This is a genomic window from Enterobacter sp. 237C8, from assembly GCF_034106865.1.
Lineage (GTDB): Bacteria > Pseudomonadota > Gammaproteobacteria > Enterobacterales > Enterobacteriaceae > Enterobacter > Enterobacter asburiae_B.
This window is the reverse complement of sequence record NZ_JAWNDF010000011.1, coordinates 81,003-102,567: the sequence shown is the minus strand read 5'-3', so window position 1 is coordinate 102,567 and position 21,565 is coordinate 81,003. Positions and strand designations below refer to the sequence as shown.

Annotated in this window: 16 protein-coding genes, 1 rRNA gene and 1 riboswitch; of the genes, 7 read left to right on the top strand and 10 right to left on the bottom strand. The window is 56.8% G+C overall.

Annotated elements, in window-relative coordinates:
• From USF70_RS20005 to btuB, 3 genes are all read right to left on the bottom strand, one after another.
• Positions 1-586, bottom strand: a 16S ribosomal RNA gene (locus USF70_RS20005); the annotation flags it as partial.
• A gap of 383 nt (positions 587-969) precedes the next feature.
• Positions 970-1,821 carry a glutamate racemase gene (murI, locus tag USF70_RS20000; protein WP_232938999.1) on the bottom strand — a complete coding sequence of 284 codons (852 nt, stop codon included), beginning with the start codon at positions 1,819-1,821 and terminating at the stop codon, positions 970-972.
• Complete coding sequence (gene btuB / locus USF70_RS19995) at positions 1,766-3,613, bottom strand: TonB-dependent vitamin B12 receptor BtuB (protein WP_320735949.1); 1,848 nt, start codon at positions 3,611-3,613, stop codon at positions 1,766-1,768. Before btuB ends, murI begins: the two co-directional genes overlap by 56 nt.
• Positions 3,614-3,678: 65 nt before the next feature.
• Positions 3,679-3,855: riboswitch (cobalamin riboswitch) on the bottom strand.
• Between the two features lie 104 nt (positions 3,856-3,959).
• On the opposite strand from btuB, the gene trmA reads away from it, so the two are divergent.
• The gene (gene trmA / locus USF70_RS19990) at positions 3,960-5,060 is read left to right on the top strand and encodes a tRNA (uridine(54)-C5)-methyltransferase TrmA (protein ID WP_045888834.1); all 1,101 of its coding nucleotides are present in this window, start codon (positions 3,960-3,962) and stop codon (positions 5,058-5,060) included.
• A gap of 80 nt (positions 5,061-5,140) precedes the next feature.
• On the opposite strand, the gene USF70_RS19985 is transcribed toward trmA, so the two are convergent.
• Both USF70_RS19985 and fabR read right to left on the bottom strand, forming a co-directional pair.
• Complete coding sequence (locus USF70_RS19985) at positions 5,141-5,500, bottom strand: YijD family membrane protein (RefSeq protein WP_008501783.1); 360 nt, start codon at positions 5,498-5,500, stop codon at positions 5,141-5,143.
• Positions 5,501-5,509: 9 nt separating this feature from the next.
• The gene (gene fabR, locus USF70_RS19980; protein WP_008501784.1) at positions 5,510-6,148 is read right to left on the bottom strand and encodes an HTH-type transcriptional repressor FabR; all 639 of its coding nucleotides are present in this window, start codon (positions 6,146-6,148) and stop codon (positions 5,510-5,512) included.
• A gap of 196 nt (positions 6,149-6,344) precedes the next feature.
• Here fabR and sthA point away from each other — a divergent pair, with 196 nt between their 5' ends.
• Positions 6,345-7,745, top strand: coding sequence for a Si-specific NAD(P)(+) transhydrogenase (sthA, locus tag USF70_RS19975; RefSeq protein WP_008501785.1), 1,401 nt, complete (start codon positions 6,345-6,347; stop codon positions 7,743-7,745).
• Here the strand turns inward: sthA and oxyR are convergent.
• The 4 genes from oxyR to argC form a co-directional block, all read right to left on the bottom strand.
• On the bottom strand, positions 7,728-8,645 hold the full coding sequence (oxyR, locus tag USF70_RS19970) for a DNA-binding transcriptional regulator OxyR (RefSeq protein WP_023309664.1): 918 nt from the start codon (positions 8,643-8,645) through the stop codon (positions 7,728-7,730). The genes sthA and oxyR overlap by 18 nt on opposite strands.
• Before the next feature lie 337 nt (positions 8,646-8,982).
• Positions 8,983-10,356 (bottom strand): argininosuccinate lyase, encoded by a 1,374-nt coding sequence (argH, locus tag USF70_RS19965; RefSeq protein WP_033146923.1) that lies wholly within the window; start codon positions 10,354-10,356, stop codon positions 8,983-8,985.
• A gap of 103 nt (positions 10,357-10,459) precedes the next feature.
• Positions 10,460-11,236 (bottom strand): acetylglutamate kinase, encoded by a 777-nt coding sequence (argB, locus tag USF70_RS19960; protein WP_120785294.1) that lies wholly within the window; start codon positions 11,234-11,236, stop codon positions 10,460-10,462.
• A gap of 6 nt (positions 11,237-11,242) precedes the next feature.
• Positions 11,243-12,247, bottom strand: coding sequence for an N-acetyl-gamma-glutamyl-phosphate reductase (gene argC / locus USF70_RS19955; RefSeq protein WP_320735948.1), 1,005 nt, complete (start codon positions 12,245-12,247; stop codon positions 11,243-11,245).
• Positions 12,248-12,335: 88 nt separating this feature from the next.
• Here argC and argE point away from each other — a divergent pair, with 88 nt between their 5' ends.
• From argE to gldA, 5 genes are all read left to right on the top strand, one after another.
• Entirely contained in the window at positions 12,336-13,487 is a 1,152-nt protein-coding gene (argE, locus tag USF70_RS19950) for an acetylornithine deacetylase (RefSeq protein ID WP_023309677.1), read from the top strand.
• A 271-nt stretch (positions 13,488-13,758) separates the two neighbouring features.
• A complete protein-coding gene (gene ppc / locus USF70_RS19945) occupies positions 13,759-16,410 on the top strand; it encodes a phosphoenolpyruvate carboxylase (RefSeq protein ID WP_023309665.1) in 2,652 nt (883 codons plus the stop codon).
• Positions 16,411-16,504: 94 nt separating this feature from the next.
• Positions 16,505-17,269: a helix-turn-helix transcriptional regulator gene (locus USF70_RS19940; RefSeq protein ID WP_064673070.1), complete on the top strand. Its 765-nt coding sequence runs from the start codon at positions 16,505-16,507 to the stop codon at positions 17,267-17,269.
• A gap of 128 nt (positions 17,270-17,397) precedes the next feature.
• Positions 17,398-18,060, top strand: a complete 663-nt coding sequence (fsa, locus tag USF70_RS19935; RefSeq protein ID WP_320735947.1) for a fructose-6-phosphate aldolase — start codon at positions 17,398-17,400, stop codon at positions 18,058-18,060.
• 12 nt (positions 18,061-18,072) lie between these two features.
• Entirely contained in the window at positions 18,073-19,176 is a 1,104-nt protein-coding gene (gene gldA, locus USF70_RS19930) for a bifunctional L-1,2-propanediol dehydrogenase/glycerol dehydrogenase (protein WP_008501794.1), read from the top strand.
• A gap of 83 nt (positions 19,177-19,259) precedes the next feature.
• On the opposite strand, the gene katG is transcribed toward gldA, so the two are convergent.
• Entirely contained in the window at positions 19,260-21,440 is a 2,181-nt protein-coding gene (gene katG, locus USF70_RS19925; protein ID WP_039264223.1) for a catalase/peroxidase HPI, read from the bottom strand.
• Positions 21,441-21,565: the final 125 nt, after the last annotated feature.

Here is a 21,565-nt window from a genome sequence, read left to right as displayed (position 1 = left end):
CCGCCTGCGTGCGCTTTACGCCCAGTAATTCCGATTAACGCTTGCACCCTCCGTATTACCGCGGCTGCTGGCACGGAGTTAGCCGGTGCTTCTTCTGCGGGTAACGTCAATTGCTGAGGTTATTAACCACAACACCTTCCTCCCCGCTGAAAGTACTTTACAACCCGAAGGCCTTCTTCATACACGCGGCATGGCTGCATCAGGCTTGCGCCCATTGTGCAATATTCCCCACTGCTGCCTCCCGTAGGAGTCTGGACCGTGTCTCAGTTCCAGTGTGGCTGGTCATCCTCTCAGACCAGCTAGGGATCGTCGCCTAGGTGAGCCGTTACCCCACCTACTAGCTAATCCCATCTGGGCACATCTGATGGCAAGAGGCCCGAAGGTCCCCCTCTTTGGTCTTGCGACGTTATGCGGTATTAGCTACCGTTTCCAGTAGTTATCCCCCTCCATCAGGCAGTTTCCCAGACATTACTCACCCGTCCGCCGCTCGTCACCCAGGAGCAAGCTCCCTGTGTTACCGCTCGACTTGCATGTGTTAGGCCTGCCGCCAGCGTTCAATCTGAGCCATGATCAAACTCTTCAATTTAAGTTTGATGCTCGTGAATTAAACTTCGTAATGAATTACGTATGTTCACTCAGAGACTTGGTATTCATTTATTGTCCGAAGACATTAAGAATCCATGTCACTTTGAGTGCCCACACAGATTGTCTGATAAATTGTTAAAGAGCAGTTGCAACGCGGCGTTAAGCTCACCGTTGCGAGGTCCCGTATATTACGTTTTCCTCATTCAGAGTCAAGCGATTATTTTTGCTTTTCTCTGCAGGTGTTCATCTCTGAACCCCGCTAACCCGGCGGCCTGTAAGCCGTTGTTCCGTGTCAGTGGAGGCGCATTATAGGGAGTTCTCAGACGTTGACAACCCCTCTTTTAAAAAAAACTTTCAACCGTCTCTTTTTTGCTCAAAACCGTGCTACAGCGCCAGTTTTTCGAGCGTTTCAAAGCCATAACGGCGTAAAACGGGTAAAAGTTGCTCAGTCTCTTTCGTGATGGTCATACAAAACGCGATATTCGCATCGGTAGATTTCGCATCCGGCGCTTCATGTTCCAGCAGCCAGGCCGTACGACGAGCGATAGCCGCACCGGAATCCACCAGGCGCGTCCCCTCCGGCAATACCTCTAATAGCTCTTCCTGTAATAGCGGGAAGTGGGTGCAGCCCAGCACAACGGTATCCGGGGGTTCAGGCATGCGCAGCCACGGACGAAGAATACGACGCAGCTCGTCGAGTGATACCGCCTTTCCATGCAGCTTCGCTTCAGCCATCTCCACCAGCTCAGCCGAACCCAGCATCGCAATCTGGCATTCGTTGGCAAAACGGTCGATCAGCTCGCGGGTATAAGGACGCTTTACCGTGCCTCGCGTTGCCAGCAAACCCACAATGCCGTTCGCCGTCAGGCGCGCGGCAGGCTTTATCGCAGGAACGACACCCACAACCGGGAACTGGAATTTTTCACGCAGGGCGGGAAGAGAAACGGTGCTCGCCGTATTACAGGCGATGACGGCCAGCGCAAGGGGATAGCGCTTTTGTACCGCGGTGACGATTTCAACCACACGCTCAACAATAAAATCTTCGCTCTTTTCCCCATACGGGAAAGCGACGTTATCGAAGGCGTAGATGTAATGGAGATCCGGCAGGAGATGCCGAATCTCATCATAGACCGAAAGCCCACCGACGCCGGAATCAAACACCAGCACGGTGGGACGCGGATTAGAAGGTGTAGCTGCCAGACAAGGTGTATTCCCGTCCTGCAGTTTGGTAGCCATAAACTGTCTCGTAATCTTTATCGAACAGGTTGGCTATTTTACCACGAACTGTGAGATGTGAGGTGACAGGATACGAAACTGCGACATCCCACAGGCTGACACCGCCCATTTTTACTTTCTCAGACGGATAAGCACCAAAGTCAGTGTCGTAACGCGTACCGAGATAGTGATAAGTCAGGCTCCAGTCGAAATCATAGATCTGCGTGTCGAGCTGATATTTCACCTGCTGTTTAGCACGACGGTCCAGAAGTTCGTTGGTTGCGGCATTGCGGGCATCCACATAATCGTAGCCAACAGTATGCGTCAACGGACCCGTATCAAACGATGCTGTCGCTTCCACACCTTTAATGCGCGCTTTACCGACGTTGTAATATTGCTGAAGGTTATTATCGAAGTCGATGAGATTATCGACGTCATTACGGTAGCCGGAGACGCGCCAGCTCACGCCGGCCGTCAGGCCTTCAAACGCACCTTCCCACTGCTTGCTCTCTTCTGGATCAAGATGGTCATTGCCATAGAAACCATAGAGTTGACCCAGATTCGGTGCTTTATAGGCCGTACCATAAGAAGCAACGAAGCGGTAACCCTCCACGAACTCCCAGGCCGCACTACTTTGCCAGGTGCCATGGCGACCGAACTGAGAGTTGTCATCGCTGCGAACCGCTCCTTCCAGAGTGAAGTCACCAAACTGCTGCAACCCGGTCAGGTAAACGCCGGTGTTACGCAGGTCGTAGCCGTTGGTTACGTAGTTTGTACCCGGCTCGGTGCTCTGCTTCTGCCAGTCAACGCCCGCGCCAATGTTTCCATGGCCAACATCAACGGAGTTCAGCCACTGGACGTTGTACTGTTTGATTTCATCCAGGGTGGCTGTCGAATCGTAGCGGCCCAAATTTGGGTCGTAGTTATAGTCCTTGCTGTGGCTATAGCTGGTGAGCAGCTGTGAATGGAAGATGTCATCATTGAAGCGCAATCCTGCATCCCAGGTCTGACTATAGAGCTGGCGGGTATCGACCAGTACGTCAGGGGTAAATGAACTGTAGTAACCGTCGTAGGCAGTACGGTTGCTGTAGCCAAAGCCGCGAACAAATCCGCTCCACTGCTCCGAGAATGCGTGATCCACTGCACCATAGAGCGTTTTATTCATAAAGCCGTCGCGATCGGTCTGGGCAAGGCCACCATTGTTGCCGTCCGCAACCACATCAAACCCTTTGGTATAGGTGTAATCACCCGCAAGCGTGACGCGCGTGCTGTCGCCCAATGTTTGCTGAGTACTGCCGCCATAATTCTGGTAACCATGCGACCCTACACCTGCATTCAGCGTGGTACCGTCCTTCGCGCGAGTGGTAATAATGTTTACGACTCCGCCAATCGCGTCCGAGCCGTATACCGCCGAACGCGGTCCACGAACATATTCGATACGCTGCACCAGGGAGATCGGGAACTGGCTGAGATCGGACGACCCCGTAATGCCCGCCTGGTTAAGGCGGATCCCATCAACAAGGATCAGGACATGGCTGGAGTTGGTGCCACGTATAAAGAGAGAAGAGAGTTGCCCCATCCCGCCATTTTGCGCCGTATCCACGCCGGGCAGGCGACGCATAACATCAAGGACTGAGGTTGATTGCCAACGGTCAATATCGGCACGCGTAACAACGGAGGTTGCAGCCAGAATAGTTTTTTCAGGTTGTTCAAAACGATTTGCCGTCACCACCAACGAGTCGGCGCTATCCTGCGCCCAGCCCGAAAATGCCGTGACGGACAACGCCGTCAACAGCGATACTTTTTTAATCATTGTTAAAGCATCCACAATATAAGAAGGATGCCGCAGGCCTCATCAATAGCACGCGATGATGAAACCAAATGCGACGTGATCCCGGCAGGTCTTCGGGCTAGGTGGCTATATAAGGATGAAGACTTCCCATTTTCACAGTGTCTACAACACTCATCCCGCCAGACTTTACCGCTGCGCGTCAGCTCCAGATTTACACTGGATTCCCTTTTCACTCTCAGGAGACCGGAAACAGAATGCTACAATTAGACACGTATGGATGTCCAGACAGCTATTGCCCATTAAATCTGGACATCCCCTGAACAATGCCTACAATCCCCGCGTAATTCTTTATCACTCAGGACGCATCATGACCCCAGAACACCTCCCGACAGAACAGTACGACGCGCAGCTGGCAGAGAAAGTCGTCCGCCTGCAAAGTATGATGACGCCTTTCAACGCGCCCGTTCCCGAGGTGTTCCGCTCTCCCGTCAGCCACTACCGCATGCGCGCCGAATTCCGCATCTGGCACGACGGCGACGACCTGTACCACATCATTTTCGATCAGCAGACGAAGTCCCGTATTCGCGTGGACAGCTTTCCGGCAGCGAGCGAGCTCATTAACCAGTTGATGACGCTGATGATGGACGGCGTGCGCAACAATCCGGTACTGCGTAACAAGCTGTTCCAGATTGACTACCTGACCACGCAAAGCAATCAGGCGATTGTCTCCCTGCTGTACCACAAAGCGCTCAATGACGAGTGGCGCGAGCAGGCAGAAGCGCTGCGCGATGCGCTGCGCGCGCAGAACATCAACGTTCACCTGATTGGCCGCGCGACAAAAACCAAAATCATGCTGGATCAGGACTACATCGACGAGCGCCTGCCGGTGGCAGGTAAAGAGATGGTGTATCGTCAGGTCGAGAACAGCTTCACCCAGCCAAACGCTGCGATGAACGTGCAGATGCTGGAGTGGGCGCTGAAGGCGACGGAAGGGTCAACGGGCGATCTGCTTGAGCTCTACTGCGGTAACGGCAACTTCTCGCTGGCGCTGGCGCGTAATTTCGATCGCGTTCTGGCAACGGAAATCGCCAAGCCGTCGGTGGCTGCCGCGCAGTACAACATTGCCGCTAACCATATCGATAACGTGCAGATCGTTCGTATGTCCGCGGAAGAGTTCACGCAGGCCATGAACGGCGTTCGCCAGTTTAACCGCCTGGAAGGGATCGATTTGAAAAGCTACCAGTGTGAGACGATTTTTGTCGACCCGCCGCGCAGTGGCCTGGACAGCGAAACCGAGAAGATGGTGCAGGCGTACCCGCGTATTTTATACATCTCCTGTAACCCGGAGACGCTGTGCAAGAACCTCGAAACACTAGGCCAGACGCACAAGGTTGAACGTCTGGCGCTGTTCGATCAGTTCCCGTATACGCACCATATGGAGTGCGGCGTTTTACTTACCGCACGGTGATCTGTAGGCCGGATAAGCGTAGCGCCATCCGGCGTTTTTGGCAGGTGGCGCTTCGCTTACCTGCCCTACAAATAAATTCATTACTCCGGTAACTGGCTCTTACGGCTACGCATGCGCGAGCCAATCCAGAACACCAGCGCCACAGACAGTACCGCAGGGAAGAAGTTAGAGCCGATATCCGGATACTCCGCGCGAACCACCGTGCTATACAGCAATACGCCCAGAATAAAGCAGGCAGCGGCCAGCCCCGGTAACCCCACCGGCATGGTGCGGTTCAGGTAACGTTGATGCAGGCAGTAAACCGTCAGCACCAGCGCAATAAGCGGGAAAATCGAAAATGGAACAATTGAGCTAAAAATAGCGGCAAACGTACCATTAATGGATAAGCCAGCGATCAATGCCAGCAACAGCGTCCCTTTATCCTGACCTGACTGTTTCATTACTCACCTTCACTCTTCGGTTTGATGTGCCAGTTTCTCTTGTTCACGGCGATACCAGTAGTACGCGCCTTTGGAGATCATCCTGAGCTGCAATACCAGTCGCTCTTCGAGCTGTTTGCGTTGTTCAATGCTGACATCCAGCGCTTCGGCACCCGCGCTGAAAACAATCGTCACCATCGCCTCGGCCTGTGCTTCAGTAAACGCACGCGGCATATGGTTTTCGAGTTCAAGATAGTCGGCAAGTTCCGCGATGAAGTGCTGAATTTCACGCGCGACGGCGGCACGAAACGCCGCCGATGTGCCCGAACGCTCGCGCAGAAGCAGACGAAACGCGTTGGGGTTATTGCCGATAAATTCCATAAAGGTCGATACGGAGGTGCGGATCACGCTGCCCCCTTTGGCGATACGCTGACGCGCCTGGCGCATCAGCTGGCGCAGCATCAGACCGCTCTCGTCGACCATAGTCAGGCCCAGTTCATCCACATCACGGAAATGACGATAGAAGGACGTTGGCGCAATCCCGGCCTCGCGTGCGACTTCGCGCAGGCTCAAACTGGCAAAACTCCGCTCAGCACTCAGTTGACTGAATGCGGCTTCCACCAGCGAACGCCGGGTTTTCTCTTTTTGTTGTGCTCTTACGCCCATCACGATAGTTGAATCCTTCCAAAGGCCTGATGGCACTATACCAGAGAATAAAATTAATCTGTTTGCCTGGCTTTGTGAATGATTGTTTACGTGCGGTTTGTGCTCCACTGCCGGAAAAAAGCACAACGATAATTGGGTTACTCTGCCAATGATGTTATGATTCTGTTGCTTTTATGTATAAGAACAGGTAAGCCTTACCATGCCACATTCCTACGATTACGACGCAATAGTTATTGGTTCCGGCCCCGGCGGCGAAGGTGCTGCTATGGGTCTGGTGAAACAGGGAGCCAGAGTAGCGGTCATCGAGCGCTACCATAATGTCGGCGGCGGTTGCACCCACTGGGGCACCATCCCTTCGAAAGCCCTCCGCCACGCCGTTAGCCGCATTATCGAATTTAACCAGAACCCTCTTTACAGCGACCACTCCCGACTTCTTCGTTCATCCTTTGCTGACATCCTGAATCACGCGGATACCGTTATTAACCAGCAGACACGCATGCGTCAGGGATTTTATGAGCGTAACCACTGTGAAATTTTGCAGGGCAACGCGCATTTTGTGGATGAACACACCCTGGCACTCGAATGCCACGACGGTTCGGTTGAAACCATCACGGCTGAAAAATTTGTGATCGCCTGCGGCTCACGCCCTTACCATCCGGCCGACGTGGACTTCTCGCATCCGCGCGTCTACGACAGCGACTCGATTCTGAGCCTGCACCACGAGCCTCGCCACGTCATTATCTATGGCGCAGGGGTCATTGGTTGCGAATATGCGTCGATCTTCCGCGGAATGGACGTCAAAGTTGACCTGATCAACACTCGTGACCGCCTGCTGGCGTTCCTGGATCAGGAGATGTCGGACTCTCTCTCCTACCACTTCTGGAACAGCGGCGTGGTGATTCGCCACAACGAAGAGTACGAGAAGATCGAAGGCTGCGACGACGGGGTGATCATGCACCTGAAGTCCGGTAAGAAGCTGAAAGCAGACTGTCTGCTGTACGCCAACGGTCGTACCGGCAACACCGATTCACTGCAGCTGGAAAATATCGGGCTTGAAACCGACAGCCGCGGTCAGCTGAAGGTCAACAGCATGTATCAGACCGCCCTGCCGCACGTTTACGCGGTCGGCGACGTGATTGGCTACCCAAGCCTGGCCTCAGCCGCTTACGACCAGGGACGCATCGCCGCACAGGCGCTGGTAAAAGGCGAAGCGACGGCGCACCTGATCGAAGATATTCCGACGGGGATCTATACCATCCCGGAAATCAGTTCAGTCGGGAAAACCGAGCAGCAGCTGACGTCAATGAAGGTGCCTTACGAGGTGGGACGTGCCCAGTTTAAACATCTGGCGCGGGCGCAAATCGTGGGGATGAGCGTGGGAACGCTGAAGATCCTGTTCCACCGCGAGACCAAAGAGATCCTCGGCATTCACTGCTTTGGTGAACGCGCGGCGGAAATCATTCATATCGGCCAGGCGATAATGGAGCAGAAAGGCGGTGGTAACACCATTGAGTACTTCGTTAACACCACCTTTAACTACCCGACCATGGCGGAAGCCTATCGGGTAGCCGCGCTGAACGGCTTAAACCGCCTGTTTTAACGCGCTGTCAAAATGGCCATCCATCGAACCACGGATGGCCTCTGCCAGCTGCTCATAGCGGCTACGCAGCGGTGAACCCGGACGATACACCAGGCCGATAGTGCGACGCGGCTCCGGCTTAATGCACGGCAGATAAACCACGCCATCACGCTTACGCTCGCGCGGCACGGCCAGCGCAGGCAGCAGCGTAATACCGCTTCCCGCCGCGACCATATTACGCAGCGTTTCCAGGCTGGTTGCGCGGAAATGGGTATCCTCATCCGCACCCGCTTCGAAGCAGAAGCCCATCGCCTGATCGCGCAGGCAGTGACCATCTTCCAGCATCAGCAGCTTTTCACCGGCCAGATCGGCCATCGGTACGCGATCGCGGTTCGCCCACGGGTGATCTTCATAGATCGCCAGCATCATCGGCTCATCGAACAGCGGCACTTCAATAAAGGCTTCACTCTCTTTCACCAGCGCCAGAATGGCGCAGTCGAGCTTGCCGCTGTCTAACTGCGCCAGCAGCTGATGGGTTTGCGCTTCATGCAGGTACATTTCGAGTTTCGGGAACGTCTGGTGCAGCATCGGAATGATGTGCGGCAGCAGGTACGGGCCAACGGTTGGGATCAGGCCGATATGCAGCGGGCCGGACATCGCCTCCCCCTGCTGGCTTGCCATTTCCTTGAGCACTTTGACCTCGCGCAGCACGGTGCGCGCCTGATCCACCAGCAGCAGACCTGCCTGTGTGAACAGAACCTTACGACTGGTGCGCTCCAGCAGCATCACGCCCAGCTCGTCTTCCAGCTTGCGGATCTGACCGCTCAGCGTGGGCTGGCTGACGTGGCAGGAATCTGCCGCGCGGCGAAAGTGACGATGCTCGGCTAACGCTACCAGGTATTCAAGATCACGAATATTCATTATTCATCCTCCGTCGCCACGATAGTTCATGGCGATAGATAGCATAGCAACGAACGATTATCCCTATCAAGCATTCTGTTGAATAATACACCACATAGACGAGGCGGCACGTGTTTGACCCTTGACGTCCCCGCACCGTCAGCGAGTTTCTCTCAAAACTCGAACAACTAAAGCCAACGTGAACTTTTGCGGACCCCGTGGTCCGCTTTTTTTTTGCGTAAAAGAGCCCGGGGATAAAAGCAAAATGGCAACCGAAGTTGCCATTTTTAGTGTTTGCTCCCTCTCCCCGTGGGAGAGGGCCGGGGTGAGGGCACCAGCCCGCACTGTTCAAACCAAATCAAACCAACCGGTTTTTCGCATCCGCTATCGCCTGCGCCACCTGCTTCGGCGACACGCCGCCTTTCGCGGCACGTTTATCCAGACAAGACTGCAGCGCAAGGATCGGATACACATCATCCCCGATAACCGCGCTGAACTTCTGCAGGTCTGCCAGCGCCAGATCTTCCAGTGGTTTACCCTGACGAATGGCTTCCACCACCGCTTCACCCACAATGTGGTGCGCTTCACGGAAAGGTACGCCTTTCGCCACCAGATAATCCGCCAGTTCGGTAGAGTTCGCATAGCCCTGCTGCGCCGCTTCCTGGCAGCGCGGACGTTTCACCTGAATGCCGTCCAGCACCAGGGCGCCCATATGCAGACAGTCCAGCCAGGTGTCGAGCGCGTCGAACAGCCCTTCTTTGTCTTCCTGCATGTCTTTGTTATACGCCAGCGGCAGCCCTTTCAGGGTCATCATCATGCCGGTCAGCGCGCCCTGCACGCGGCCACATTTGCCGCGGATCAGCTCCAGCGCGTCCGGGTTTTTCTTCTGCGGCATCAGGGAGGAGCCTGAGGTCACGCGGTCGGAGAGCTCGACGAAGCCCGCTTCGCCAGAGTTAAAGAAGATCAGGTCTTCGGCAAAGCGCGACAGATGCACCATTCCGATAGACGCATTGGAGAGCAGCTCCAGCACGTGGTCGCGGTCGGACACGCTGTCCAGGCTGTTACGGGTGGCGGAAGCAAAGCCCAGCCAGCCTGCCAGCTGCTCACGGTCGATTTCATACGCCGTACCGGCCAGCGCGCCGCTGCCCAGCGGGCTGACGTCCAGACGCTTCAGGGTATCCTGCAGACGGCTTTCGTCACGCGCCAGCATCTCGACGTAGGCCAGACACCAGTGAGCGAAGGTCACCGGTTGGGCGCGCTGCAGGTGGGTATAACCCGGCATCACCGCGTCCTGGTTGTTCTGCGCGGTCTCCACCAGCGCACTCTGCAGCTGGCGGTTAGCCGCCAGCAGTTCGCCAACGGTATCTTTGCACCACAGCTTCAGATCGGTGGCGACCTGGTCGTTACGACTGCGGCCGGTATGCAGCTTTTTACCCAGCTGGCCGACTTTGTCGATAAGTTTGCCTTCCACCCAGCTGTGAATATCTTCAGCATCGCTTTCGAGGATCTGCTGCGGGTTAAGACGCACCTCTTCCAGCAGATTGTTCAGCGCTTCTTCCAGCTGTAATTGTTCGTCGGCGGTCAGTACGCCCACCGTCACCAGCGCCCTGGACCAGGCCACAGAGCCGACAATATCCTGTTCGGCCAGGCGGTAGTCGAAGCGCAAAGAGTCGTTGAACTGTTTGAACCGCTGATCCGCTGCCTGTGTAAAACGCCCACCCCAAAGTGCCATAACATGATTCCTTTATTCGTTAGTTCTGCCGGGTGGCGCTTCGCTTACCCGGCCTACGGTCTTGTAGGCCCGGCAAGCAGAGCGCCGCCGGGCATTAAATCGATTACGCCAGAATACGCGTGCCAATCGGCGTGCCGTTAAACAGCGCCGGCAGTTGTTCCGCGTGACGCCAGGAGGCGATATCCACCGGGCGGCCCAGCGTGCGTGCGGCATCCAGCGCGGCGTTCACTTTGACGATCATGCCGTCGGTAATAATGCCCTGGGCAATCAGCTGCTCGGCTTTCTCAGCCGTCATTTCCGCAATGCGCTGGCCTTTGCCGTCCAGAATGCCGCTCACGTCGGAGAGCAGGATCAGATCTGCACCCAGCGTTGCCGCCAGTGCCGTCGCCGCCTGGTCAGCGTTGACGTTCATCAGCTCGCCCTCTTCGGTCACGCCGATAGAGCTCACCACCGGCAGGAACCCCCCTTCCAGCAGCGTGTTAATCAGCTTAGGTGAACCCGGCTGCGCCAGTCCAACGTGGCCGAGCTCTTCGTCGAGCTGGGTCACTTTTACGCTATCGCCATCGCCCAGACAGAGGCCAACGGATGCGATGTGGTGTTTCTTCGCCCACGCCAGCAGCGTTTTGTTCGCCGTACCCGCCAGCGCACCGGTAATGATGTCAATCTGGTCAGCAGGCGTGACGCGCAGGCCGTTCTTCTTTTTCACCGGCAGGTTGAGCCCTTTCATCAGCTCATCCACCACGCAGCCGCCGCCGTGCACAATCACCAGCGGACGCTGGTGTGATTCGCGATAGTTCACCAGCGCGGTAAACAGACGCTCCAGTGCTTCTTCGCTGTCCAGCAGTACACCACCGAGTTTGATAATTAATGGGTTCATCATCACACCTTAAATAAGAGCCTGCGTTTCCGGGAAACCGAAACGAATATTTGCACACTGCATTGCCTGTGCGGCAGCGCCTTTGAGTAAGTTATCTTCCGCGGCGACAACGATGAGATGCTCGCCCTGCACGGCAAAGCCGATGTCGCAGAACGGCAGGCCGACCACGTTTTTCAGCGCCGGCACGCCTTTATCGTACAGGCGCACCAGCGGTTTATCCGCATACGCCTGCGTGAAGGCCTCGTTAACCTGCTCTTTGGTCACGCCCGTTTTCAGGCGGCAGGTAATGGTTTCGAGGATCCCGCGCGGGAAGCTGCCCAGATGCGGCGTGAAAATGACGTCCGCGCCCAGATGCGTCGTGATTTCAGGGTGATGACGGTGATTAAACACGCCATACGGCTGAAGGCTCACTTCGCAGAAGCTGTTGGAAATAGCGGCCTTGCGTCCTGCACCGCTCACGCCGCTGGTGGCGTTGATCACCGGCCACTGGCTCAGATCCAGCAGGCCTGCGTCGATCAGCGGCTTCAGGGAAAGCTGCGCCGCCGTCGGGTAGCAGCCCGGAACGGCAATCAGGTCCGCTTCTTTCAGTTTATCTGTGCTCCACTCCGCCAGTCCGTACACCGCTTTTTCCAGCAGTTCCGGATGCTGATGGGTGAAGCCGTAATATTTTTCGTAAAACGCACCGTCGTTCACGCGGAACGCGCCGGAAAGGTCGAAGACCACGCAGCCAGCCGCCAGGAACTGCGGCGCCAGGTCGTGGCTGACCTCGTGCGCGGTGGCTAAAAACACCACGTCGACGCCGTCGGTAAACTCGCTGATGTCAGACATGGGCTGCAGCGGCAGATCGACAAGACCCTTAAGCTGCGGATGCAAATCGGAAATTAACTTTCCTGCATCATTGCTTTGCGCTGACACGGTCAAAGCGGTTATGGTCATATGTGGATGGCGATTCACGTAGCTTACAAGCTCTGCGCCCGCATAACCGCTAGCGCCTATAATCAGCGTATTCAACATCGGGTTCCTTTATGCTCAACGTTAATGTATTTTTATTCACATTTATTGCATGAATATTGATACTATCACGACCTAAGGTGTGTCAACAATGAAAATGAACTTACCGCCATTTATCGAGATCTACCGCGCCCTGATTGCCACTCCGTCCATCAGCGCAACGGAAGAAGCGCTGGATCAGAGCAATGAGTCTTTAATCAATCTGCTGGCGGGTTGGTTTAGCGATCTTGGGTTTAACGTTGAGGTTCAGCCCGTTCCCGGAACACGCCACAAATTTAACCTGCTCGCCAGCACCGGAACCGGTGCGGGCGGCCTGCTGCTGGCCGGCCATACCGACACTGTGCCGTTTGACGATGGCCGCTGGACGCGCGATCCGTTCACCCTGACCGAGCACGACAACAAGCTCTATGGCCTGGGCACCGCCGACATGAAAGGCTTCTTCGCCTTTATCCTCGACGCGCTGCGTGACGTGGACGTGACGAAGCTGAAAAAACCGCTCTACATTCTGGCGACCGCCGACGAAGAAACCAGCATGGCGGGCGCGCGCTACTTCTCTGAAAACACGTCGATTCGCCCGGATTGCGCGATCATCGGCGAGCCGACGTCTCTGCAGCCGATTCGCGCGCACAAAGGCCATATCTCTACGGCCGTGCGCGTGCTGGGTCAGTCCGGCCACTCCAGCGACCCGGCGCGCGGCGTGAACGCCATCGAGCTGATGCATGACGCCATCGGCCGCATCATGACCCTGCGCGACGATCTGAAAGAGCGCTACCACTACGACGCGTTCACCGTGCCGTATCCGACGCTGAACCTCGGCAGCCTGCATGGCGGCGATGCCTCCAACCGTATCTGCGCCTGCTGCGAACTGCATATGGACATCCGCCCGCTGCCGGGCATGACGCTGAGCGATCTCGACGGCCTGCTGAATGAAGCGCTGGCTCCGGTGAGCGAGCGCTGGCCGGGCCGCCTGACGGTCTCCGAACTGCATCCGCCGATCCCGGGTTACGAATGTCCGCCGGATCATCAGCTGGTTGAAGTGGTGGAAAAGCTGCTCGGTGAGAAAACCGACGTGGTGAACTACTGCACCGAAGCGCCGTTTATTCAGACGCTTTGCCCTACGCTGGTCCTTGGCCCCGGCTCCATCAACCAGGCCCACCAGCCGGATGAATATCTGGAAACCCGCTTCATCAAGCCAACCCGCGAACTGATTACCCAGGTTGTGCATCACTTCTGCTGGCATTAAAACCGCACCGAATAGTCCCCTCTCCCAGTGGGAGAGGGTTAGGGTGAGGGCAACAAATCGCATGATCTCCGTCACATTCCCATAAGCATCTCTTATCTGACGCAATGCGAATTAAATTTCGTAAATTGCCCGCATTTATTCGTTTGCTGAACCGTTTTCGCAGCAATTGACGACGGGGGTTTTACGTGGCTTTATAAAGGGAGATGACAAAATAATGTCCAGATGATTTTCGCCTGGGCATAAACAAAAATGATGGGGTGACTGGGTTTTTATGAACGAACAATATTCCGCGTTGCGTAGTAATGTCAGTATGCTCGGCAAAGTGCTTGGAGATACCATCAAAGACGCGTTGGGGGAGAACATCCTCGACCGCGTTGAAACCATCCGCAAGCTGTCTAAATCTTCCCGTGCCGGTAACGAGGCCAGTCGTCAGGAGCTGCTCACCACCTTGCAGAACCTCTCTAACGATGAGCTGCTGCCCGTTGCACGCGCATTCAGCCAGTTCCTGAACCTGGCTAACACCGCTGAGCAATACCACAGCATTTCGCCAAACGGCGAAGCGGCAAGCAACCCGGAAGTCATTGCCCGCACCCTGCGTAAACTGAAAGACCAGCCAGACCTCAACGAAGCCACCATCAAAAAAGCGGTGGAATCGCTTTCGCTGGAGCTGGTGCTGACCGCACACCCCACTGAAATTACCCGTCGCACCCTGATCCACAAAATGGTGGAAGTTAACAACTGTCTGAAGCAGTTGGATAACAAAGACATTGCCGACTACGAACGTAACCAGCTGATGCGCCGTCTGCGCCAGCTGATTGCCCAGTCCTGGCACACCGATGAAATTCGTAAGCATCGTCCAAGCCCGGTCGACGAAGCCAAATGGGGCTTTGCGGTGGTGGAAAACAGCCTGTGGGAAGGGGTGCCTAACTACCTGCGCGAGCTGAACGAACAGCTGGAAGAGAACCTCGGCTACCGCCTGCCGGTCGACTTTGTTCCGGTGCGCTTCACCTCCTGGATGGGCGGCGACCGCGACGGTAACCCGAACGTGACCGCGGAAATCACCCGTCACGTCCTGCTGCTGAGCCGCTGGAAAGCGACCGACCTGTTCCTGAAAGACATTCAGGTGCTGATCTCCGAGCTGTCGATGGTTGAAGCGACACCGGAACTGCGCGCGCTGGCCGGAGAAGAAGGCGCCAGCGAGCCGTACCGTTTCCTGATGAAGAAACTGCGTGGTCAGCTGATGGCCACTCAGGCCTGGCTGGAAGCGCGTCTGAAAGGTCAGCGCCTGCCAAAACCAGAGGGTCTGCTCAGCCAGAACGAACAGCTCTGGGAGCCGCTGTATGCCTGTTATAAATCACTGCAGGCCTGCGGGATGGGCATCATCGCTAACGGCGAACTGCTCGACACCCTGCGCCGCGTGAAGTGTTTCGGCGTGCCGCTGGTGCGTATCGACGTACGTCAGGAAAGTACCCGTCATACCGAAGCGCTGGGCGAGCTGACCCGCTATCTCGGCATCGGCGACTATGAAAGCTGGTCCGAAGCCGACAAACAGGCCTTCCTGATCCGCGAGCTGAACTCGAAGCGCCCTCTGCTGCCGCGCAACTGGGAGCCAAGCAACGAAACCCGCGAAGTGCTCAACACCTGTAAAGCGATCGTGGACGCACCGAAAGGATCGGTGGCCGCCTATGTGATCTCCATGGCGAAGACCCCGTCCGACGTGCTGGGCGTTCACCTTCTGCTGAAAGAAGCGGGAATCGACTACGCCCTGCCGGTCGCCCCGCTGTTTGAGACCCTCGACGACCTGAACAACGCCAACGACGTCATGACCCAGCTGCTGAATATCGACTGGTACCGCGGCTTTATTCAGGGCAAACAGATGGTGATGATTGGCTATTCCGACTCCGCGAAAGATGCGGGCGTGATGGCGGCATCCTGGGCGCAGTATCAGGCGCAGGACGCACTGATCAAAACCTGCGAGAAAGCCGGTATTGAGCTGACCCTGTTCCACGGACGCGGTGGCTCGATTGGCCGTGGCGGCGCACCTGCACACGCAGCGCTGCTTTCACAGCCGCCGGGAAGCCTGAAAGGCGGCCTGCGCGTCACCGAGCAGGGCGAGATGATCCGCTTCAAGTACGGTCTGCCGGAAGTGACCATCAGCAGCCTGTCGCTCTACACCAGCGCTATCCTGGAAGCAAACCTGCTGCCACCGCCGGAGCCGAAAGCATCCTGGTGCCATATCATGGACGAGCTGTCTGATATCTCCTGCGATCTGTACCGCGGCTACGTGCGTGAAAACAAAGATTTCGTTCCTTACTTCCGCTCGGCAACGCCTGAGCAGGAGCTGGGTAAACTGCCGCTGGGCTCACGTCCTGCGAAGCGTCGCCCGACCGGTGGCGTAGAGTCTCTGCGCGCGATCCCGTGGATCTTCGCCTGGACGCAGAACCGTTTGATGCTGCCCGCCTGGCTGGGTGCCGGTGCCGCGCTGCAAAAAGTGGTGGAAGACGGTAAACAGAACGAACTGGAAACCATGTGCCGCGACTGGCCGTTCTTCTCTACCCGTCTGGGCATGCTGGAGATGGTCTTCTCGAAAGCTGACCTGTGGCTGGCGGAATACTACGACCAGCGTCTGGTGAAACCAGAGCTGTGGGCGCTGGGTAAAGAGCTGCGCGAACTGCTGGAAGGCGACATCAAAGTGGTACTCGACATCGCCAACGACTCACATCTGATGGCGGACCTGCCGTGGATTGCCGAGTCTATTCAGCTGCGTAACATCTACACCGACCCGCTGAACGTCCTGCAGGCAGAGCTGCTGCACCGTTCGCGTCTGGCGGAAGAAGAAGGTAAAGAGCCGGATCCGCGCGTTGAACAGGCGCTGATGGTGACGATTGCGGGCGTTGCTGCGGGTATGCGTAACACCGGCTAATACTCTATGCCCGGCGGCGCCGCGCTTGCCCGGACCTGTGACTGGTAGGCCGGGTAAGCGTTAGCGCCACCCGGCACATTTCGGTAGTCTTCTCATGCATTCCGATATCACCCGAATTTTGGCAGACCTGGTAAACCGCACGCTACCGCTGGGTCAGATTCATTTCTCAGCGCTGTCTGAACAGCATTCCCGAACATCTCCCTGCCTCGTCATTACCCTTGATGCCCCCTGTGAGGCGATATTTTCATCCTTTGGACACTTAACGCATCCATCGTCTAACGCCCTGAGCATACATTTCGGTAAGCAGCTGCTGACTATCGAGTTACAGCATGACAATACGCTTGTGCAGCAGCTCCAGGTTGCCCGTCGCGGTCCGCGAACGGGTGCTTTTCTTCTGCAGACGCTAGCCGAATTACAGATGCAGCCGGATGAGCAAGAGACCGCGATACTGGTGGTATTAAGCTTGCTCAGCCACTGCCGGGATCTGCTTGGCAGCGATATCCACACCGCCAGCCGCAGCCGCGCCCTGTTTGAGGCCATTCGCCGCTTCATCGAAGAACATCACGCTTCGGCGTTAACCCGTGAATCCGTCGCGCAGGCGTTCTACGTCTCGCCGAACTACCTTTCCCACCTCTTTCAGAAGATTGGCAACGTGGGGTTCAACGAATATCTGACCCAAACGCGACTCGAACACGCGCGCCAGCTGCTCAAAGGCTACGATCTTAAAATCAAAGATATCGCCGCACGCTGTGGGTTTACAGACAGCAATTACTTCTGCCGTCTCTTTCGCAAGCACACCGAACGGTCTCCTTCCGAATATCGTCGCCAGTATCACAGCGAGCTGACCGCCAAAAAATAGCATTGTGATCGCTCTCGCACTTCGCTAAGGACATTACATTTGTCCAGTATTTGGCAAAATTGGCCTGTATCCGCCCTGCCTGCCCGCGTCTTATCCTTTATTCAACCTTTCTGACTTAAGGAAAAATAATGGAACTGTACCTGGATACCGCCAACGTGGCGGAAGTTGAACGCCTGGCGCGGGTCTTCCCCATTGCGGGGGTCACCACCAACCCGAGCATCGTTGCCGCCAGCCGTGAATCCATCTGGGACGTGCTGCCGCGTCTGCAAAAAGCCATCGGGCCGGAAGGCACGCTGTTTGCTCAAACCATGAGCCGCGATGCCGAAGGGATGGTGGCAGAGGCCAAACGTCTGAGTAACGCCGTCCCGGGCATCGTGGTGAAAATCCCGGTGACGGCTCAGGGGCTCATCGCGATTAAAGCGTTGAAAAAAGAGGGGATAGCCACGCTGGGGACCGCCGTTTACAGCGCGGCACAGGGCCTGCTCGCCGCGCTGTCAGGCGCGAAATATGTCGCGCCGTATGTAAACCGCGTAGACGCTCAGGGCGGTGACGGCATTCGCATGGTCCAGGAGCTGCAATCCCTGCTGGAACTGCACGCGCCGGAAAGCAAAGTGCTGGCCGCCAGCTTCAAAACGCCGCGGCAGGCGCTGGACTGCCTGCTGGCGGGATGCGAGGCAATCACGCTTCCCTTAGACGTAGCGCAACAAATGCTCGGCACGCCAGCGGTAGAGTCAGCCATAGAGAAGTTCGAGCAGGACTGGAAAAACGCGTTTGGTAACCTCAACCTCTAAGGGAGAACTGTTATGGACCGTATCATTCAATCGCCGGGAAAATATATCCAGGGCGCTGATGTGCTTACCCGTCTCGGCGACTATCTGAAACCCCTGGCCAATCGCTGGCTGGTTGTCGGCGATAAATTTGTGCTGGGTTTTGCCGAAGAGACCCTGCGCCAGAGTTTTAAAAAAGCCGAACTGCACGCCGAAATCGCGCCGTTTGGCGGCGAATGTTCGCAAAATGAAATCGATCGGCTGAAAAAGCTGGCAGACAGCGCCGACTGCCTGGCGGTGCTGGGTATCGGCGGTGGTAAAACGCTGGATACCGCTAAAGCGCTGGCCCATTTTATGGACGTGCCGGTCGCTATTGCCCCGACAATCGCCTCCACCGATGCGCCATGCAGCGCCCTTTCGGTCATTTACACCGACAGCGGTGAGTTCGATCGCTACCTGATGCTGCCGCACAACCCGAACATGGTAATCGTCGATACCAAAGTGGTCGCGGGCGCGCCGGCACGCCTGCTGGCCGCCGGGATTGGCGATGCGCTGGCAACTTGGTTTGAAGCACGCGCTTGCTCGCGCAGCGGCGCGACCACCATGGCGGGCGGCAAATGTACGCAGGCTGCACTCGCGCTGGCCGAGCTGTGCTACAACACGCTGGTTGAAGAGGGTGAAAAAGCCATGCTGGCCGCGGAACAGCATGTGGTTACACCGGCGCTGGAACGCATTATCGAAGCCAACACCTATCTCAGCGGCGTAGGCTTTGAAAGCGGCGGGCTGGCGGCGGCACACGCTATTCATAACGGAATGACGGCGGTACCGGACGCGCACCACTTCTATCACGGTGAAAAAGTGGCGTTTGGCACGCTCACGCAGCTGGTGCTGGAAAACGCGCCGGTAGAAGAAATAGAGACCGTCGCCGCGCTTTGTCACAGCGTTGGGCTGCCGATCACGCTGGCGCAGCTGAACATCAAAGAGGATATTCCGGCCAAAATGCGTCTGATCGCGGAAGCCTCCTGTGCCGAAGGGGAAACTATCCACAACATGCCCGGCGGCGTAACGCCGGATCAGGTATATGCGGCACTGCTGGTGGCCGACCAGTATGGGCAGCGGTTCCTGCAGGAGTGGGAGTAAATAGCGTGAATAAAAATCCCCGCATCAGCGGGGATTTTTTTGCCCGTAGGCCGGGTAAGCGTTAATGCCACCCGGCACAAGGGTTACTGCAGGTCAAACCGGTCCAGATCCATCACCTTCGCCCATGCGGCAACGAAGTCGCGGACAAACTTCTCGCTGGCATCGCTGCTGGCATAAACCTCTGCCAGCGCGCGCAGGACGGCGTTAGAACCGAAGACCAGATCGGCGCGGGTGGCGGTATATTTCACTTCACCGCTGGCGCGATCGCTTCCGGCAAACAGTTCATTAGATTCGTCGGTTGCCTTCCACTGGGTGTTCATGTCCAGCAGATTCACGAAGAAATCGTTGCTCAGCACGCCCTCGCGGTCGGTAAACACGCCATTCTTGCTGCCATCAAAGTTTGCACCCAGCACGCGCAGGCCACCGATCAGCACCGTCAGCTCAGGCGCGGTCAGCGTCAGCTGCTGGGCTTTGTCGATCAGCAGTGACTCAGTGGTGGACACGTCCACCTGCGCACGGTAGTTGCGGAAGCCGTCGGCAATCGGTTCGAGCAGGTTAAACATCTCGATATCCGTCTGATCCTGACGCGCATCCACGCGCCCTGGCGTAAACGGAACGTTGACGTAAACGCCTGCCGCTTTCGCCGCCTGCTCAACGCCCACGACGCCCGCCAGCACGATGATATCGGCCAGGGAGGCTTTGTTGGTGGTGCGCTGGATAGCTTCCAGAGCCGGCAACGCGCGAACCGCTGCGGCGTTCACATCCCAGTCGCGCTGAGGAGCCAGCGCCAGACGCGCGCCGTTGGCGCCGCCGCGCTTGTCGCCGCCGCGGAAGGTCGACGCTGACGCCCACGCAACGGAAACCAGTTCGCTCACGGAGAGGCCAGAGGCAGCGATTTCCGCCTTCAGGCTTTCAATGTCTTCTTTCGACGGATTGAACACCGCCTGCGGCAGCGGGTCCTGCCAGATCAGATCTTCTTTCGGCACTTCCGGGCCAAGGTAACGCGATTTTGGCCCCATATCGCGGTGGGTCAGCTTGTACCACGCGCGCGCGAAGGCTTCGTTGAAGGCCTGCGGATCGTTCAGGAAGCGGCGGGAAATTTTCTCGAATTCCGGGTCAAAACGCAGCGTCAGGTCGGTGACCAGCATGGTAGGTTTGCGTTTTTTCGACGGGTCGAACGGGTCAGGCATGATTTCCGGCGCATCCACGGCTTCAAACTGAATCGCACCCGCCGGGCTGCGGGTCTGCACCCATTCGTATTTGAACAGGTTCTCGAAGAAGTAGTTGCTCCACTGGGTCGGAGTTTGCGACCAGATAACTTCCAGACCAGAGGTAATGGCATCTGCGCCAATTCCCGTGCCGTGCGTGCTGGCCCAGCCCAGGCCCTGCGCTTCAATCGGCGAGGCTTCCGGGTCGGTGCCGACGTGCGTGGCTTCACCCGCGCCGTGGGTTTTGCCGAGGGTGTGGCCGCCCGCGATCAGCGCAACGGTCTCTTCGTCGTTCATCCCCATGTTGCCGAAGGTGGCACGAATGGCCGCCGCAGCAGACAGAGGTTCACCGCTGGCGTTTGGCCCTTCCGGGTTCACATAAATCAGGCCCATTTCGGTGGCGGCGAGAGGTCGCTTCGCCAGCGCCTCCGGGTCACGGTGGGTTAGCCAGGCTTTTTCATCACCCCAGTTCACGTCCAGGTCTGGTTCCCAGACGTCTTCACGCCCGGCACCGAAACCAAACGTACGGAAGCCGGAGTTCTCCAGCGCCACGTTACCCGCGAGGATAAACAGGTCGGCCCAGGAAATTTTTTGGCCGTATTTTTGCTTGATTGGCCACAGCAGACGGCGCGCCTTATCCAGGCTCACGTTATCCGGCCAGGAGTTCAGCGGCGCAAAGCGCTGTTGACCGCGGCCTGCGCCACCGCGCCCGTCAACGGAGCGATAGGTCCCCGCGCCGTGCCAGGCCATACGGATAAACAGGCCCGCATAGCTGCCCCAGTCGGCAGGCCACCACGGTTGAGAGTCGGTTAAAAGGGCTTTGAGGTCGCCTTTAAGGGCGGAGTAATCAAGTTTGCTGAATTCTTTGCGGTAGTCGAAGTCTTCACCCAGCGGGTTCGAACGATTGGAATGTTGGTTAAGAAGATCGATGCGGAGTTGTTTTGGCCACCAGTCGCGGCTGCCTGTACCTGCCCCCGCGCTGTGATCGACGCCGCCCTGGTGGAACGGGCATTTGCCGACCGATGCCGCTTTATTGGTCTCGTCTGACGTGCTCATCGCTATGCTCCCTTTTACAGTGTTACCGTTACGATATACACCACTAGCAATAAGTTATAGTTGAATTAATCCACAGATTCGATAGCTAATACCTTTTAACTATTCGCGTAACTAAAAAGCCCTCG